The following is a 16,113-nucleotide window of genomic DNA, read 5'->3' as shown; positions in this document are numbered from 1 at the left end:
AACGGCACTTTGCCTATCATTGTGGCATTTTTGTCATACCTAAATTAGCCGACTCCCTGCTAGGAGCATCTCGGGCTTATTGATTAGGGGTATGAGGCAATGTTCATTCGCGTTTCTGCGAAATCTTTTCTTCTTGGTGCTGTTTCGGCTGTGGCTTTGATGTCCGCGGCCCATGCTGCTGACGTCGTGCAACCGGTCGAGGCATCCGGCTTCAACTGGAGCGGCCTTTATGTTGGCTTTGGCGTCGGCGCCGGCGCAAATGTACACAAGCTCAGCAGCGATTTTATTCCAATCTCGCTGAACGGCATTGGTGGCGAAGGCGTCTATGGCGAAGCAACGGTAGGCTACGATTATATGGTCTCGCCCCGGTTCCTCATCGGCGGTCTGCTTGACGCTCACGTCGGCAATATCGGCACCACGCTGGACATCACTGGGTTCGACGCTTCGATCAAGGAAACCTATGGTTTCGACGCCGGCCTGCGTCTAGGCTACCTTTTGACCCCGAATACTCTGGGCTACGTGCTGGGTGGTTATTCCTGGCAGAAGTACAAGCTCGATACGAACGCTGGCTTCGACTTCGATTGGGACCAGAGCGGATATTTCGTGGGAGGTGGCATTGAAACGGCCATCAACAGCAATTGGACGATCAAGACCGAATATCGCTATACGCGTTTCGGCACCAAGGGGGATCTTCTTTCCGAAGCTGGCATTGTCGGCGTTCCGGACGGCCTCCTCAATCTTGATACGTCGCGGCATACTTTCCAGATTGCAGCCAATTACCGTTTCGGTGCCCAAAACGGCGGCGGTGCTGCCTTCGAGACGCCTGCCTACAACTGGACCGGATTCTACATCGGCGGGGCTGGCGGCGCGGGTGCGTCCGTGCATCAAATCAACGTTCCGCCTTTCGGCGACCTGGAATTCAACGGTCTCGGTGGCGAAGGTGCCTTCGGTGAACTGAACGTCGGCTACGATCATGACTTCGGCAGCTGGGTCGCAGGCGTCATGGTCGATGCCCGCTACTCCGGCATGACCTCCAAGCTGGATCTCGGCGGCGGTTCGATCAATGTCGACACCGACTATGGTTTCGATGTACTGGGCCGCGTCGGTATGAAGATGAACGAATCGACCCTTGCCTATGCGCTTGCCGGCTACAGCTGGCAGCATTTCGATCTGAACGCTTCCGACCCGATCGGCGATATCCTCGACTGGGGTTCCAGCGGTTTCTCGGTTGGTGGCGGTCTGGAAACAGCAGTGTCCAGCAACGTGACTGTCGGTCTCGAATATCGCTATTCGCAATTTGCCGAGAAGGACTTCTCGTCGGATCTGGGGTTGCCTGACGACTCCATCACCTCCAAGTCTTCCTTCCATACGGTGCGCCTCGGCGCGAAGTACAAGTTCAACTAAAAGCCCCTCCAGGCAAACAGTTGCAGCCCGTCGGCCATGCCGGCGGGCTTTTTGTTGCGCGGAAGGCTCCTTGCGCCAAACGCAGGCAACAAAAAAGCGGAGCCAAAGCCCCGCTTCCTCGATGTCGAGATTTGCCGCCGGTTCATCCGCGGTCGGCAAATCGATCGACAATCGCTTTCTAGCGCGATTATGCGACGGGAGTGCGACAGTGGCTCCAGCTGTCAGTCTCAACGCCTCATCCGCGCTCTATGCGGCACTGGTAGCAATTGTTGCGCGCCGAGCGGACATGGACGTAGGCGATATCGTCGCGCTCCAACAAGGCCTCGGCCCGCGCGGTGATATCTCCAGTCGGGATGACACCGCCACTGCCATAGACGATCCGATCATCCCTGCCATAGCCGCGAACGATGTAGTCGGAGCTTTCGAGAATCTCGGGGAGCGCCTCGCTCCCGGCGGCACGTTCGCATTCCTCGGCATGCAGGAAGATCGGCCCGGTTTCGGCATAGGGCTGAAGTTCCGGGAACGGCCGGTAGGCCAGAATGAGGTAAGCGTCACCTGCGGCAATGTTCTTCAGGCAGTGCCGGCAAGGCATGCCGTCACCGTCGGAGATTTTTCGCTCGGGCGTTTGGCCGTAGGCATCGGGGCCGCCGCGCTGCAGGGCCCTGACGTGTTCAGTGGGCAAGGCGTTGAATTGGATGGTCATGTGAAATCTCCGGTGCGTTGACCGGAAATTATATGCCCACACCACCGCTTCCCACCCGATTCCTGCCAAGGTCAAGGGACCGACCACCGGCGGTCCCTCAACGGTTCTTGTGCAAGCCGGCTAATACGGAACCTAGGTGTTCGCGAATTAACGGATAAAATCGTCGAAGCGGCGCAACGTCACCCGGCGATTCTGCCAGTTTTCGTTCTGCGTGCGCACCAGCAAAAACTCCTCACCGTAACCAACGGTTTCCAAGGCATAGCCCGGCACTCTGAATTCACGCACCAGCGTGCGCTTGAGCGATGCGGCGCGCTGTTCGGAGAGGGCCTGGTTCGACTGGAAGGAGCCGACTGCATCGGTATGGCCCTCGATCAGCACGCGGGCGCCGGGATCGCGGCGCAGGATGCGCCGCAGCGCATCGGCGATGTTTTCGATCTTGTCGTATTGCGAGTTGGAAATGGCTGCCGAGCCGAAAGCGAAGTTGATCGACTGGATATCGATCGAGCGGGCCATGCGGCGCAAATCCGGCCGCCGTTTGAATTCGCGGATGGTGACGCGCTCGTTCGGCCGCAGCTTCACGCGCGGTGCCGCCTCAAGCTTCCGCTCGATCGTCGCGGCCGAAGGCGTGGTCGCCTGGGCGGCGGCGAGGCTCGGCATGGCAATGGCCGCGATCAGCGCGGCGGCAAGTGTACGGCGGGTCAGCATGTCTTAGTCTCCTTCGGCCTTGGCCGCATTGATGGTGCGGGCAACATGCCAAAGACAGCCTGAAGCGCCGATGAACGGCGAGTTCAGATTCCGGCTGGTGTCAAATTCCGACTGGCCTCAGGGCCGCATGACGCTGGCCGAGCGCTCGTCGAAGGGCAGCGGATGCACGGTTTCCTTCTTCTGCGCCACCGGCGCGAAACCGAGCTTCTGGTAGAGCGGCAGAGCCGCGGGATGATCGAGCGTGCAGGTCTGCACCGTCACCCGCTTCGGACCGTACGACCATGCGGCGGCGATGGCAGAGCCCAGGAACCAGCGGCCGATGCCTTGCCCGGTGGCATGTTCCATCATGCCGAAATAGGCGAGTTCGACTTCTTCCGGCAGATGCGGCTTGAGATCGAAGAAGCCAGCCGGTGCGCCGTCGAGGTAGAGCACCCTGATGTCACGGTCCTCGCGGTGGATGCCTGCGGAAAGCTCGTCGTCATCCAGCCTCAGCACATTGACCCAGTGCCATTTGCGCCCCACCCGGTCCATCAGATAGCGATAGAAATGCAGCGGAATGTCCTTGGTCTTCAGCAGCGCGACCTGACGGTTGTAGGGCACAGGCGGCGAATAGGCCGGCGGTACATGCATCTCGAGGAACGTCACCGTGACTTCGATGTCTTCCAGCACGCCGTTTTCCATCGTCTTCATTCCTTGCCGGTCACGACAGGCGTGTCGGAAAGCCCACCCCACTCCGTCCATGAGCCGTCGTAAAGCCTGTTGTCGGTATGGCCAAGCGTTTCCAGCGCCAGCGTCACCACCGCGGCTGTAATGCCGGAACCACATGAGGTGACGACGGGTTTCGACAGATCGATGCCGGCCCCCTCGATCACCTTGCGCAGGCGGTCCTTCGACAACAGCTCGCCATTTTCCGACAGCGCCGAATAGGGCAGATTGCGCGCGCCAGGCATATGGCCGGAGCGGATACCCGCGCGCGGTTCAGGCTCGGTGCCGGTGAAGCGGCCCGGCCCACGGGCGTCGGCGATCTGGCTCGCCCTGGTGTCGACGATCCGGCGCATATCAGCGAGGCTGGCAACGCGACCGGCGTCGAAATCGGCATGGAACACGCTTGGCGCGATCTTCGTCGGTTCGGCAGTAACCGGCCTGCCGGCGGCTTTCCAACCATCGAAGCCGCCGTCCAGAATGTAGGTCTGGAAGACGCCCATCACCCGGAACATCCACCATGCCCGAGGTGCGGAGAAGAAACCCGGACCGTCATAGACGACGATGGTATCGTCGGCCGAAACGCCCATCGAACCGACATACTGGGCAAAATGCTGCGGCGAGGGTAGCGTATGCGGCAGTGGCGAATCCGGATCCGAAACCGCATCCTGATCCAGAAATCGTGCGCCCGGTATGTGGGCGGCATCGTACTCGCCGCGCGCATCACGCTTTTGCGCAGGCAGATACCAGGATGCGTCGATGATCGTCAGGCCCGGCTCGCCGAGGCGCTTTTGCAGCCAGTCAGCGTCGACGGTGAAAGGGCTGTCTTCGGCCATTTTGTTCTCCTGCTCGCCTTTTGGCGATCATTGTCTGTTCAGCTCGCCGGCATCGGACCGAAGCGGATGCGGAAGCGCCGGTTCTCGCGGCCCTTCTTCTCGATCTTGCCGATGTGGATTTCGCCGACTTCGCCGCTGCTTTTGACATGGGTGCCGCCGCAGGGCTGGCTGTCGACGGAGGCGTTGTCGCCGATACAGACCAGGCGGATCTTGCCGGTGCCGACCGGCGGCCGGACGTTCTTGGATTTCACCAGGCCGGGATTGGCGGCTAGTTCCTCGTCGCTGATCAGCCTGGTGAAGATCGGGTGATCGGCCCGCACCAGGTCCATCAGGCTCGCCGTCACCTCTTCCCTGGAGAAGCTGGCATCCGGAATGTCGAAATCGACACGGCTGTCATCCTCGGAAACCGCCGCACCCGTGATCGGAAACGGACAGACAACGGTGAGCAGATGGCAGGCTGCGTGCATGCGCATCAAGAGATGCCGGCGCTCCCAGTCAATGGCGAGTTTCACCCGTTCGCCAACCGCCAGAGCCGCCTGCTCCAGCGCCGGCACATGGATGATCTCGTCCTTGGTCTCACCGGTAATGGTGGCGGCAATGGCGATGCGGCTGCCGTCGCCGCGCGCCAAGGCGCCCGTATCGCCCGGCTGACCGCCTGAGGTGGCGTAGAAGATCGTCCGGTCGAGAATGATGCCGCCGCGATCGTTGATGGCGACGATCGTTGCCTCAGCCGTGCGCAGATAGGCGTCGTCACGAAACAGGGCATCCGTCCTGTACGCCATCACGCGACTTTCTCGAACGGCACCGAAATCTTGCTTTTCAGCTCCATCCAGCCCGGTACCGGCAGCTGCTTCTCGCGCAGGAATTCCGGGTTGAACAGTTTTGATTGATAGCGCGTGCCGTAATCACAAAGAATGGTCACGATGGTGTGGCCGGGGCCCAATTCCCTGGCCAGGCGGATCGCGCCGGCAATGTTGATGCCGGTCGAGCCGCCGACGCAAAGGCCTTCTTCCTGGATCAGGTCGAAGACGATCGGCAGCGCATCCTCGTCCGGGATCTGGAATGAAAAATCCGGCGTGAATCCTTCGAGATTGGCGGTGATGCGCCCCTGCCCGATGCCTTCGGTGATCGAGCTGCCTTCGGACTTCAGCTCGCCGCTGGTGTAGAAGGAGTAGAGCGCGGCTCCCAGCGGATCGGCGAGTGCGATCTTCACATTCTTGCTTTTCGCCTTCAGCCCGAAGGCGACACCGGCCAGCGTGCCGCCGGAACCGACCGCCGAGACAAAGCCATCGACCTTGCCGCCGGTCTGGTTCCAGATTTCCTCCGCCGTGGTGCGAATATGGCCGTCACGGTTGGCGACATTGTCGAACTGATTGGCCCAGATGGCGCCGTTCGGCTCGGTCCTTGCCAGTTGCTCGGCCAGCCGCCCCGACAGTTTCACGTAATTGTTGGGGTTCTTGTACGGCACGGCGGGCACCTCGATCAGCTCGGCGCCGAGCAGTTTGATCGTGTCTTTCTTTTCCTGGCTCTGCGTGTCGGGAATGACGATGACGGTGCGGTAGCCGAGCGCCTTGGCGACCAGCGTCAGCCCGATGCCGGTGTTGCCGGCCGTTCCCTCGACGATGACGCCGCCCGGCTTCAGCAGCCCGCGCTGCTCGGCGTCGCGGATGATGAACAGGCCGGCGCGATCCTTGACCGACTGGCCCGGATTCATGAATTCGGCCTTGCCCAGGATCTCGCAGCCGGTTTGTTCGGAAGCTTTGTTGAGGCGGATCAGAGGCGTGTTGCCGATCGCGTCGATCACAGAACGGGGCATTCAGGATTCCTTGTGTGCGTGCGCCGAAACCCTAGGAACCCGACGCTTCGGTTTCAAGGCAAGAATTTGTCTGGTCCAGTCGCATTTGCGGTACTGTAGTTGCGTCAACGCTTCCCGAGACCGACCTCTTGCGCCACTGTTCATTTCCGGCTGACGTTGAAAAGCAGCTTTTCATTCGATTTCTTCACCGCTAGAGCAAATCACCAACAAGTCGACAGGGCGCAGCATGACACTCTATCGGGCCAACCCGAAGCACGGCGTCGCCTGGATCACGGGCGGAAGCAGCGGTATCGGCCGAGCGCTGGCCAGGGATCTTGCGTCCCAGGGCTATGCCGTGGCGGTGACCGCGCTCGACGACGATCCGATCGACACGCTAGTCGTCGAGACCGCGCAGATGCCGGGCAGCGTCACGGCCTTTCCCTGCGACGTCACCGACGAGCCGCGCATGGCAAGAACCGTCGCCGCGATCGAGAAGGAGCTCGGTCCCATCGTGCTCGCCATTTTCAATGCCGGAAACTACATTTCGACGCCGGGTGAAAATCTTGTCGTCAACGACTTTCGCCGCTCCTTCGAGGTCAACTATTTCGGCATCATCAACGGCCTTGTGCCCGTCGTTGAGCGCATGCGTGTACGGGCGCGCGGCCATGTCGTGCTGGTGGGCTCCGTCACGTCCTATTTCGGCTGGCCGACAACGGCCGCCTATGGCGGCACCAAGGCGGCAATCAATATCCTGGCCGAGTCGCTGAAGTATGATTTCGACAAGATGAATGTGCGCATCCAGGTGTTCAATCCCGGCTTCATCGATACCCCGCTGACCGAGAAGAACATGCTGCCGATGCCGGGGCTGATGCCGGTCAGCCGCGCGTCGCGCCGCATGGCGCGGGGCATCAAATCCGGCGGCTTCGAAGTCACCTTCCCGCGCCGGACAAGCTGGCCCCTGAAACTGCTCAGCCTGCTGCCGAGGCCGCTTTGCAGAGGGTTCATCAGCCTGATGACCAGCTGGAAGGCGCGGCCGCTGCACTACGACCGCAAGCCGCCAATCGAATAGATCCGTTGACGAAGTTGGCAGGCGCGCCCCGCTTCGGGCCGCCGTTGCCTGTAGGCGCTCGCCGCCATAGGTTGAGACGTGTTGCGTGGAGTCTGCGATGGGGCGACGGATCGTGCTTGCTGTGCTGGGCCTTGTCGCCATCCTCGCACTGGCCTTCGTGCTCGGCCCACGCGTTCCCGTCGACACCACGATCCGTTTCGATCCCTCGGCCATTGGCGACGATCCGCAGGCCTATGTGGCAAAGGTGGAAGCCGCCATACCCGGAATCCGTGACGGGCTGGAGAAAGAGATCGTCTGGGCCAATCCGATGGTGCATGCCAGGACGCCGCTGTCGATCGTCTATATCCACGGCTTTTCCGCATCGAAGGGCGAGGTCCGCCCGCTGCCCGACGATGTGGCAGACCAGCTCGACGCCAATCTCTTCTACACACGCCTTACCGGTCATGCGCAGGATGGTGCGGCGATGACGCAAGGCAACATCAATGCCTGGATAAACGACTATGAGGAAGCGCTCGCCATCGGCCGGGCGATCGGCGACAAGGTGATCGTTATCTGTACCTCGACCGGCGGCTCGCTGGCGGTATGGGCGGCAACGCCGCCGGGCGCATCGGACGGGGTGGCAGCGATTGCGTTCATTTCGCCGAATTTCGGCGTGAAGGCTTCGGGCGCGGAGATCCTGACCATGCCATGGGGCAAACAGATCGCCAGGCTGGTCGCCGGCAAGGAACACAGCTTCGTGCCGCGCAACGCGCTGCATGAAAAATTCTGGACCACCCGCTACCCGATCGAGGCGACCTTGCCGATGCAGGCGCTGACCGAGCTTGCCTATGGCGCACCGGTTGAGAAGGTGACCATCCCTGCTTTGTTCATCTTTTCGGATTCGGACAAAGTGGTGCGGCCCGACCGCACCCGCGAGATAGCCGGGCGCTGGGGCGCGCCGCATGAACTGGTTCCGGTCGACGACACGGGCGACCCGGACAACCACGTCATTGCCGGCGACGCGCTGTCGCCATCGACCACGGCCTTTCTGGCGCAGAGAATCGCCGTCTGGATCGAAGCGGTGGTGAAGTAAGCAGACGAAAAAAGGGCGACCGAAGCATCGCTTCAGCCGCCCTTTCCTTGTCGGTCTCGGCAATCAGCCAGGCTAAGCCTGACTGATTACAACACGGTCTGGCTTACGCAGCCCGCGCAGCCGGACGCTTGCCGCCGAAGCGGCGCTTGTTGTTGCCTTTGAAGGCCGGCTTGGCGCCTTCCGGCTTGCGCTCGCCAGCAAAGGCCGGCTTGTCGCCGAAGCGCTTCTTGGCAAAGCCGTTGCCTTTGTTCTCGCCGCCCGGCCGCCTGCCGTCGCGACGGCCATTGCGGTCGTTGCGATCATTGGCCGGCTCGAAGCGCTCGTTCTTTTCAGCCGGATTGCGCTGCGGATCGGGGCTGCCGAGATGGTCGGCAACGATCGGCAGCTTGGTGCGGATGATACGCTCGACCTGGCGCAGCTTGCTGTTTTCGGAAGGATCGCAAAGCGTGATCGCGATGCCGTCCATGCCGTTACGGCCGGTGCGGCCGATGCGGTGGACATAGCTTTCCGCTTCGTCCGGCAGGTCGAAATTCACGACATGGCTGATGCCGGGCACGTCGATGCCGCGCGCCGCAATGTCGGTCGCCACCAAAATGCGCACCGAACCCTCGCGGAAATCGTTGAGCGCCTTCTGACGGGCATTCTGCGACTTGTTGCCGTGGATGACGGCGGCCTTGAAGCCGTCGCGCTCGAGGTCCTTGGTCACCCGGTCGGCACCATGCTTGGTGCGCGAAAAGATGATGACGGACTTCATCGCTTCATCGGCGAGCATGGTCGACAGCACCTGGCGCTTCTGCTTGGTGCGGGCGAAGACGACGCCTTGCACGATCTCGGCCGCTGCCGTGCTTTGCGGCGCGACTTCGACGCGGATCGGGTTCTTCAACAGGCCCTTGGCCAGTTCGGCGATTTCATTGGGCATGGTCGCCGAGAACAGCACCGTCTGACGGTCGGGCGCGGTCGCCTTGGCGATGCGCTTGACGTCGTTGATGAAGCCCATGTCGAGCATGCGGTCGCCCTCGTCGAGCACCAGCCATTTGGTGTCGGCAAGCATGAGGTCGCCTTCACGCACCAGATCGGTCAACCGGCCGGGCGTTGCGATCAGGATGTCGACGCCGGGAGCAACCTTCTTCACCTGGCTGAATCGGGAGACGCCGCCGAGCACGAGCGCGGTCGAAACATGCGCGCCCTTGGCGAGGATCTTGATGGTGTCTTCGATCTGCACGGCGAGTTCGCGCGTCGGCGCCAGGATCAGCGCACGCGCCGTCTTCGGCCGGCGCTTGGTGCCGAGGGCGATGATCTTCGACAGGATCGGCAGCGCGAAGGCCGCGGTCTTGCCGGAGCCGGTCTGGGCAATGCCGAAAATGTCACGGCCTTCCATCTGCGGCGGGATCGCCTGCGCCTGGATCGGCTTCGGCTCGGTGAAGCCGGCGGTATGGGTGGCCTTGAGCAGCGCGCCCGTAATACCCAGTGCCGCGAAACCGGTAAGTTCCGCAGTGTTGCTACCGGGCAAAGTGTTTTCGTTGGTCAAAATAATCTTCTTTCACGCGGCTTCTGGCCGCAAACATCGATGGCGGCAGGGCGCAACCTACCGTCGAACAAATTTTCATGGAACGACAAGGCGGCGGACGTTTCCGTCCGCGCGGCTGCGCTGTCGTGCCCGCAGGCATCATGCCACGGGGCTTTTTCGCCGCTTTGTGATGTACCGGAAAGAGGGGCCGATATACCGGAAAGAGGGAAAACAGACGCAACCAGTCTCATTCGTCGAGAAGGCCGGAGTATCCCGGCCCAAGCGCCTATGTCGCCGCATATGGCCCAGTTCGCCGCCAAATGCAAGGGGCGTCATGCTGCAGTGCAACAAAATCCGACTAGGGAGCGGCCGTGAATGTCCGCTCAAACTTCATCCGGCCATTTCCTTGCGCCGTGTTGGACGAACAGAATTTCTATTTGAGTGTCCTTCACTCGATATGCGACGATGTAGGGCGTGCCAGGAATCACCAGCTCCCGAGTGCCTTTGATCTCACCTATACGTCCGATAAACGGGTTGGCGGACAACAGCCGAGCGGTCTTGGAATGAATGTCATTGACGACTCGGGCAGCCGCCCGCGGATTATGTTGGCCGATGTAGTCGCCGATTGATGCAAGCTCGATCAGATAGCGGCGGGTCCAGACAATTCGCACAGAGCGCTATGCCTGACTGTATTTATTGAGAACGGCCGCGATCTCTTCCTCGTTCGCGAAGTCGCCATGATCGGCGGCCTCGATTCCCGCCTGAACGCCGGCAATCCACTTTTCCTGCCAAGCCAGAGAACGGCCATGGGACAGCGCATCCTCGATGATCTGATCGCGAGTGAGCGTCGAGCGCGAGGTCAACATTTCGATCCGGCGGTTCAAATCCTCGGATATTTCTATGTTGTTCTTCATGAGGTTAGTCTGCCATATCAGGCGAATGCCTGCCAAGAAGTTTCGCGCGTCGCGGGGGATCAGCCATGAAAGACGTTCTCAAGGAACTCGAGCGCCGCCGCGAGATCGCCCGCATGGGCGGCGGCCAGGCTCGCATCGATGCCCAGCACAAGAAGGGTAAGCTCACCGCGCGCGAACGCATCGAGGTGTTTCTCGACGAGGGCTCGTTCGAGGAATTCGATATGTATGTCGAGCACCGCTCGACCGATTTCGGCATGGAGAAGACGAAGATCGCCGGCGACGGCGTCGTCACCGGCTGGGGCACGGTCAACGGCCGCCCGGTCTATCTGTTCGCCAAGGACTTCACTGTGTTTGGCGGCTCGCTGTCGGAAGCGCATGCCGAGAAGGTCATCAAGGTGCAGGAGATGGCGCTGCGCAACCGGGCGCCGATCATCGGCCTTTATGATGCCGGTGGCGCGCGCATCCAGGAAGGCGTCGCCGCACTCGGCGGCTATGCCGAGATCTTTCAGCGCAACGTGTTGGCGTCCGGTGTCATTCCGCAGATTTCCGTCATCATGGGGCCTTGCGCCGGCGGCGACGTCTATTCGCCTGCGATGACCGACTTCATCTTCATGGTGCGCGACACCTCCTACATGTTCGTCACCGGGCCGGATGTGGTGAAGACCGTCACCAACGAGACGGTGACGGCCGAGAGCCTCGGCGGTGCTTCCGTCCACACGACCAAATCCTCGATTGCCGACGGGGCCTATGACAATGACGTCGAGGCGCTGCTGCAGATGCGCCGGCTGGTCGATCTGCTGCCGGCCTCCAACACATCGGAGCTTCCCGAGATCGAATGCTACCAGTCGGTCACCGACCATGACCTATCGCTCGACCGGCTGATTCCCTACAACGCCAACAAGCCCTACGACATCAAGGAACTGATCCTGAAGGTCGCCGATGAAGGCGATTTCTTCGAGATCCAGCAGAATTTCGCCAAGAACATCGTCACCGGCTTCGGACGCGTCGAGGGCCGCACGGTCGGCTTCGTCGCCAACCAGCCAATGGTGCTGGCCGGCGTGCTCGATTCAGACGCCAGCCGCAAGGCAGCGCGCTTCGTGCGCTTCTGCGACTGTTTTTCGATCCCGATCGTCACCTTCGTCGATGTCCCCGGCTTCCTGCCCGGCACCGCGCAGGAATATGGCGGGCTCATCAAGCACGGCGCGAAACTGTTGTTCGCCTATGCCGAGGCTACCGTGCCGAAGATCACCGTCATCACCCGCAAAGCCTATGGCGGCGCCTATGACGTGATGGCCTCAAAACATCTGCGCGGCGACATGAACTACGCCTGGCCGACGGCGCAGATCGCGGTGATGGGTGCCAGGGGGGCGGTCGAGATCATCTATCGCAAGGACATTGGCGACGCCGAAAAGATCGCAGCCCATACAAAGGCTTACGAGGATCGCTTCCTGTCGCCTTTCGTCGCCGCCGAACGCGGCTATGTCGACGAGGTGATCATGCCGCACTCGACCCGCCGCCGCATCGCGCGGGCGCTACGCATGCTGCGCAACAAGGATATGCAGAACCCCTGGAAAAAGCACGACAACATCCCGCTGTGAGGCGTGGCATGGGCATCTCTCCGAGGTAACCGTCAGGCAGCTCACTCCTCTTCCGCCGCACCAAACCCCGCTCCCATCGTGGCGCGGACAGGGCTGCCCCATGGCGTTGCGTGGTTGTCGATGCGCATCTGGAAGATGAAGTAGGTCGGCGAGCAGAAGCCGATGCCCTTCACTTTTGAAATGCCCGGCGTATCGGACGGCAGCGACTGGCACATATAGTCCTCGCGGCAGAAATGATCGGCCGAACAGGCCGGCCGGTTGCCGCGATTGACGGCGCCGCCGAGACATTGGTCGAAATTGTTGGTGGCCACGCAGATGTCGAATTTCTTGCCGCCGACCAGCCCGCAGATCTCGTTCGGCATCGGCTTGCCGGCTTTGAAGGCCGTGAAGGCACGGTCCTTGTCGTCGCAGCCGCGATAGGCGATCCCGGCGGGCACGCCGATCTTCGGCGGCCGGCAGGTGTAGGCGGTGCGCGAGACATCCGGCGCGAAGGCCGCGAACTGGCCTGATATGCTGTAGCGGTCGTTGAAAGGCTGCTCCGCGTTGCTGGCGATCGAGCCGGCCAGGCAGGGATGGCCTGAAAACATTTTTTCGCTGTCCTTGGGCAGCAGGCATTGCGCCAGTTTCGTGTGCACGCCCGAAGCGGTGGCCAGCGGCGTGCAGACGGTGCCGCCGCCGCATTGCCAGGTCGCGCCGAAGCGGGTCGCATCTTCCGGCATCAGGCACGGCATTGCCATCTCGGCCGGCGCGTAGTCGACCGCACCGGCGTCCGTCCAGGCCGCAGGCGGCGCAAAGGAGAGCGGACGGAAGCGGGTCGGCTGCTTGCCTTCGGCCGTGGCGGCGAGCCACGCCTGGCGGCGCGGGATCTCGGCATGAAGATGCGGCGAAATGCCGACCTCGATGCGGTTCAACGGCGATGTCGTCTTGTCGTCGAGGCCGATGAAATGGAAACCGGCGGTTGAACCGGCCTGATGGCACCCCTGGCAGGCGCTATTGTCCAGCCGCTCGACCAGCGCTTCCGGCGTACGCACCAGTTTCAGGGTGGAATAATCGAGCGATGCGAATTCTTTGGGTTGGAATAATTGCGTATACGGATGATTGGCCTGCCGCGCACTGCCGAAGGTCGACCACGAGATGATCTTCCTGGCCAGGAACTCGTCGGGGATTTCATAGACACCTTCATCAACCGCCGGCAAATTGGCGCCGACATAGGCGGCGAGCCGTGCTTTCAGCGCCGTGTCCTGCGAGAGCCGTGCGGTGTCGGGCGTGTTCTCCAGCGGCTTCTCGCTGATAGCAGCGCCATCGATGCCGAATACCCGCATGAGATAGGCCGCCTGCCCGCCGAACTCGGTTTCCTGACCGGACGGGAAGCGCACCACCTGCGCGTTGAGCTCCAGCTGCTTGAAGGTCAGCCCGGCCTTCTCCAGCGGCCCGCCGGTCAGCCAGCCGGCATCGACGGCCTCGTCAAGCTGTGGCGTCCAGCGCCCGGCAGTGCCGACGCAGCCGCCATCGGCATCGGGTGCGGCGCTGTAGACGGCATTGAAATTGAACGGCAGGCGCGATGCCAGCGGCTTGCCGTTCTTGCGAAAACTGTAGGCCAGGCGGTAGATGAAGCGCACCTCGCCGCAGCTCCTGTCGCCCTGCAGCGCGGCGAAGTCGCGACGGTCGAGCCGGTTGACGACGCCGACCAGCCGGAAGCGCGCGGCGTCGGTCTTCAGCCAGCGCATGTCCATGATGCGGCCGACATTGCCGTCGGTGACCTCGTAGAGCGGCCGCCAGCCGGCCTTCATGGCGGCACGCAGCGCCGCAACATCGGAGGCAACGATGTCGACGATGGCGTGATAGGCCGGCGCCTCGTCGTAGAGCGTCTTCAGACCGTCCTCGCCGTCGACCCCCAAAACATCGGCGAAACCGAAACCCTTGGCATCGAGTACGGCGAGCACCGCCGGGTCCTCCACGATCGTCACCGGACCTTCGGCGCGCGCCGTCGACGCCACGAAGGCGCCAAAGAGCGTGGCGACCAACAGAGTCAGAGCGGGGCTCATGGAGCAGCCGTGCGCGCGTCGAAGAGTTCGCGCAACACCGGCACCAGCGCCAGCGGCAGATCCTCGGCGATCAGACCGGGTCCGAACCGGCTGCCGGCTTCGGCGTGCAGCCACACCGCCGCACAGGTGCCCTCGAAGGGCGGCATGCCTTGCGCCAGCAGACCGGCTATGGTGCCCGACAGCACATCGCCTGACCCTGCTGTGGCCAGCCACGGCGCGCCGTTGGAATTGATCGCCGCTTTGCCATCGGGAGCAGCGATCACCGTGTCGGCGCCCTTGTAGACGATGACGGCATTGGCCCGCGCGGCGGCCGCTCGCGCCTTGGCCAGTTTCGACAGGGCCTTGTCGCCGGCGATATCGGGGAACAGTCGGCCGAATTCGCCGTCATGCGGCGTGATCACCAACGCTGGAGCGTTCGGCTGACGGGCGGCTTCGAACAGCGCCGAGGGCTGATGGGCCAGAGAGGTGATGGCGTCCGCGTCCAGCACGATCGCAGCGTGGCTTGGGGCTGCCTCGTTGCGTGCACCATCCGCAAAAACCTTGATCAGTTGCAGGGCGAAATCGCCCACCTTGGGCTTTGGCCCGAGCCCCGGTCCGAACACCAGCACTTCGGGATGCCGCGCCGTCAAAAATTCCTGCACCTCCTCGAGCGAGCCCGCTTCTCGCAGCATGATCGAGGTCAGATGTGTCGCGTTCACCTGCATGGCATTGGCTGGCGACAGCACGGTGACCGCCCCCGCCCCGCTTCTCGCCGCGGCCATCGCCGAGAGCCGCGCCGCGCCGGTCGCGCTGGGACCGCCGGAAAAGACGCCGACATGGCCACGCTTGTATTTGTGCGCGTCCACCGCCGGCAGGGGAAATTCCTGCAACCACAGGTCCGGCACATTCTCGAAGGTCGAAACGGCGAGCTGGGCGATGGTGCCGTCGCCGATGCCGATATCGGCGAGCACGATTTCACCGCAGTGCTCGCGTCCCGGCAGCAGCAGGTGGCCAGGCTTTCTCCGTGCGAAGGTGACGGTGACCTCGGCGCGAAACGCCCTGCCCAATATTTCGCCGCTGGTTCCCGAGACGCCCGACGGCAAGTCGACCGCGACAACCGGCAGTTTCAGACTGGCAGCAAGATCGACCGCCCTGGCGGCATCGCCGGACAGCGGCTTCGACAGCCCTGCCCCATAGAGCGCGTCGACCACGATCGAGCCGGCCTCGGCTTTGAATCCAGACAGCGGCAGGGGCTTGATCGGGCATTCCGCGGCGGCGAGCGCCGCATCGCTTTCCGGCCTAGGCGCTCCGGATGCCCAGATCGTGGTGCCGACGCCGCTATCGGCCAGGATGCGGGCGACGACATAGCCATCCCCGCCATTGTTGCCGGGCCCGCACAGCACATGGACATGCGTCGCTGCGGGATAACGTGCCAGAACCTCAGCCGCGACCGCTTCACCCGCGCGCCGCATCAGGCCGATACCGTCGGCTGGACCGGCGGCAATCGTCAGCCGATCCGCCTCGCTCATTTCGGCGGGAAAAAGAAGTTCGTTGCTCATGGATTGCCGATCCGCATTCGATCAAGCATTGTCCAATTTTCGATCCGAAGCAAACAAGGGGGAGTTGCCGAGATCTGCAGCCATATCGTTGGCATGAGGGCATCGCAGGCACAAGATTGCCTGAGGGATAGGCGATATGCCTAATTTTTGTGCGGACGAAGGTGCCGACGCTGTGTAGGCTCCAGCAGCCCATGCCGCTTCCGGTGCAGCGAATGACGTGAATTT

15 protein-coding genes are annotated in these 16,113 nt (G+C 62.4%); 4 read left to right on the top strand and 11 right to left on the bottom strand.

Annotated features, from left to right (window positions below):
• Window positions 1-99: 99 nt before the first annotated feature.
• A complete protein-coding gene (locus tag ACFOJ9_RS15035) occupies window positions 100-1,404 on the top strand; it encodes an outer membrane protein (protein ID WP_378979544.1) in 1,305 nt (434 codons plus the stop codon).
• A 235-nt stretch (window positions 1,405-1,639) separates the two neighbouring features.
• Here the strand turns inward: ACFOJ9_RS15035 and ACFOJ9_RS15030 are convergent, their stop codons facing one another.
• From ACFOJ9_RS15030 to ACFOJ9_RS15005, 6 genes are all read right to left on the bottom strand, one after another.
• Window positions 1,640-2,107: a DUF1203 domain-containing protein gene (locus ACFOJ9_RS15030; RefSeq protein ID WP_378979543.1), complete on the bottom strand. Its 468-nt coding sequence runs from the start codon at window positions 2,105-2,107 to the stop codon at window positions 1,640-1,642.
• Between the two features lie 147 nt (window positions 2,108-2,254).
• Window positions 2,255-2,812, bottom strand: coding sequence for an OmpA family protein (locus tag ACFOJ9_RS15025; RefSeq protein ID WP_378979542.1), 558 nt, complete (start codon window positions 2,810-2,812; stop codon window positions 2,255-2,257).
• Between the two features lie 117 nt (window positions 2,813-2,929).
• Window positions 2,930-3,493: a GNAT family N-acetyltransferase gene (locus ACFOJ9_RS15020; protein WP_378979541.1), complete on the bottom strand. Its 564-nt coding sequence runs from the start codon at window positions 3,491-3,493 to the stop codon at window positions 2,930-2,932.
• A 5-nt stretch (window positions 3,494-3,498) separates the two neighbouring features.
• Window positions 3,499-4,350, bottom strand: coding sequence for a 3-mercaptopyruvate sulfurtransferase (sseA, locus tag ACFOJ9_RS15015; RefSeq protein WP_378979540.1), 852 nt, complete (start codon window positions 4,348-4,350; stop codon window positions 3,499-3,501).
• Window positions 4,351-4,388: 38 nt separating this feature from the next.
• On the bottom strand, window positions 4,389-5,132 hold the full coding sequence (locus tag ACFOJ9_RS15010) for an alanyl-tRNA editing protein (RefSeq protein ID WP_378979539.1): 744 nt from the start codon (window positions 5,130-5,132) through the stop codon (window positions 4,389-4,391).
• Window positions 5,132-6,166 (bottom strand): cysteine synthase A, encoded by a 1,035-nt coding sequence (locus ACFOJ9_RS15005; RefSeq protein WP_378979538.1) that lies wholly within the window; start codon window positions 6,164-6,166, stop codon window positions 5,132-5,134. The genes ACFOJ9_RS15010 and ACFOJ9_RS15005 overlap by 1 nt, the downstream gene beginning before the upstream one ends.
• Before the next feature lie 226 nt (window positions 6,167-6,392).
• Between ACFOJ9_RS15005 and ACFOJ9_RS15000 the strand changes: the two genes are divergently transcribed.
• Together ACFOJ9_RS15000 and ACFOJ9_RS14995 are read left to right on the top strand one after the other, a co-directional pair.
• The gene (locus ACFOJ9_RS15000) at window positions 6,393-7,214 is read left to right on the top strand and encodes an SDR family oxidoreductase (RefSeq protein WP_378979537.1); all 822 of its coding nucleotides are present in this window, start codon (window positions 6,393-6,395) and stop codon (window positions 7,212-7,214) included.
• A 97-nt stretch (window positions 7,215-7,311) separates the two neighbouring features.
• The gene (locus ACFOJ9_RS14995; RefSeq protein ID WP_378979536.1) at window positions 7,312-8,286 is read left to right on the top strand and encodes an alpha/beta hydrolase; all 975 of its coding nucleotides are present in this window, start codon (window positions 7,312-7,314) and stop codon (window positions 8,284-8,286) included.
• Between the two features lie 103 nt (window positions 8,287-8,389).
• On the opposite strand, the gene ACFOJ9_RS14990 is transcribed toward ACFOJ9_RS14995, so the two are convergent.
• From ACFOJ9_RS14990 to ACFOJ9_RS14980, 3 genes are all read right to left on the bottom strand, one after another.
• Window positions 8,390-9,814, bottom strand: a complete 1,425-nt coding sequence (locus ACFOJ9_RS14990; RefSeq protein WP_378979535.1) for a DEAD/DEAH box helicase — start codon at window positions 9,812-9,814, stop codon at window positions 8,390-8,392.
• 362 nt (window positions 9,815-10,176) lie between these two features.
• Window positions 10,177-10,464 carry a type II toxin-antitoxin system RelE/ParE family toxin gene (locus ACFOJ9_RS14985; RefSeq protein WP_378979534.1) on the bottom strand — a complete coding sequence of 96 codons (288 nt, stop codon included), beginning with the start codon at window positions 10,462-10,464 and terminating at the stop codon, window positions 10,177-10,179.
• A gap of 6 nt (window positions 10,465-10,470) precedes the next feature.
• Window positions 10,471-10,707, bottom strand: coding sequence for a transcriptional regulator (locus ACFOJ9_RS14980; protein WP_378979533.1), 237 nt, complete (start codon window positions 10,705-10,707; stop codon window positions 10,471-10,473).
• A 65-nt stretch (window positions 10,708-10,772) separates the two neighbouring features.
• Between ACFOJ9_RS14980 and ACFOJ9_RS14975 the strand changes: the two genes are divergently transcribed.
• On the top strand, window positions 10,773-12,305 hold the full coding sequence (locus ACFOJ9_RS14975; protein WP_378979532.1) for an acyl-CoA carboxylase subunit beta: 1,533 nt from the start codon (window positions 10,773-10,775) through the stop codon (window positions 12,303-12,305).
• A gap of 41 nt (window positions 12,306-12,346) precedes the next feature.
• On the opposite strand, the gene ACFOJ9_RS14970 is transcribed toward ACFOJ9_RS14975, so the two are convergent.
• Both ACFOJ9_RS14970 and ACFOJ9_RS14965 read right to left on the bottom strand, forming a co-directional pair.
• Complete coding sequence (locus ACFOJ9_RS14970; protein ID WP_378979531.1) at window positions 12,347-14,350, bottom strand: hypothetical protein; 2,004 nt, start codon at window positions 14,348-14,350, stop codon at window positions 12,347-12,349.
• On the bottom strand, window positions 14,347-15,888 hold the full coding sequence (locus tag ACFOJ9_RS14965) for an NAD(P)H-hydrate dehydratase (protein WP_378979530.1): 1,542 nt from the start codon (window positions 15,886-15,888) through the stop codon (window positions 14,347-14,349). Before ACFOJ9_RS14965 ends, ACFOJ9_RS14970 begins: the two co-directional genes overlap by 4 nt.
• Window positions 15,889-16,113 lie beyond the last annotated feature (225 nt).

The sequence above is a fragment of the Mesorhizobium cantuariense genome (assembly GCF_042647205.1).
GTDB lineage: Bacteria > Pseudomonadota > Alphaproteobacteria > Rhizobiales > Rhizobiaceae > Mesorhizobium > Mesorhizobium cantuariense.
The sequence above is the reverse complement of the archived record's forward strand: the minus strand, read 5'-3'. Positions and strand labels throughout refer to the sequence as shown.

Bases quoted from the DNA above. Each gene is read 5' to 3' on its own strand.
- ACFOJ9_RS14965 (WP_378979530.1), bottom strand. From the start codon at position 15,888: ATGAGCAACGAACTTCTTTTTCCCGCCGAAATGAGCGAGGCGGATCGG.
- ACFOJ9_RS15020 (WP_378979541.1), bottom strand. From the start codon at position 3,493: ATGGAAAACGGCGTGCTGGAAGACATCGAAGTCACGGTGACGTTCCTC.
- ACFOJ9_RS15030 (WP_378979543.1), bottom strand. From the start codon at position 2,107: ATGACCATCCAATTCAACGCCTTGCCCACTGAACACGTCAGGGCCCTG.
- sseA (WP_378979540.1), bottom strand. From the start codon at position 4,350: ATGGCCGAAGACAGCCCTTTCACCGTCGACGCTGACTGGCTGCAAAAG.
- ACFOJ9_RS14995 (WP_378979536.1), top strand. From the start codon at position 7,312: ATGGGGCGACGGATCGTGCTTGCTGTGCTGGGCCTTGTCGCCATCCTC.
- ACFOJ9_RS15010 (WP_378979539.1), bottom strand. From the start codon at position 5,132: ATGGCGTACAGGACGGATGCCCTGTTTCGTGACGACGCCTATCTGCGC.
- ACFOJ9_RS15025 (WP_378979542.1), bottom strand. From the start codon at position 2,812: ATGCTGACCCGCCGTACACTTGCCGCCGCGCTGATCGCGGCCATTGCC.
- ACFOJ9_RS15000 (WP_378979537.1), top strand. From the start codon at position 6,393: ATGACACTCTATCGGGCCAACCCGAAGCACGGCGTCGCCTGGATCACG.
- ACFOJ9_RS14970 (WP_378979531.1), bottom strand. From the start codon at position 14,350: ATGAGCCCCGCTCTGACTCTGTTGGTCGCCACGCTCTTTGGCGCCTTC.
- ACFOJ9_RS15005 (WP_378979538.1), bottom strand. From the start codon at position 6,166: ATGCCCCGTTCTGTGATCGACGCGATCGGCAACACGCCTCTGATCCGC.
- ACFOJ9_RS15035 (WP_378979544.1), top strand. From the start codon at position 100: ATGTTCATTCGCGTTTCTGCGAAATCTTTTCTTCTTGGTGCTGTTTCG.
- ACFOJ9_RS14975 (WP_378979532.1), top strand. From the start codon at position 10,773: ATGAAAGACGTTCTCAAGGAACTCGAGCGCCGCCGCGAGATCGCCCGC.
- ACFOJ9_RS14980 (WP_378979533.1), bottom strand. From the start codon at position 10,707: ATGAAGAACAACATAGAAATATCCGAGGATTTGAACCGCCGGATCGAA.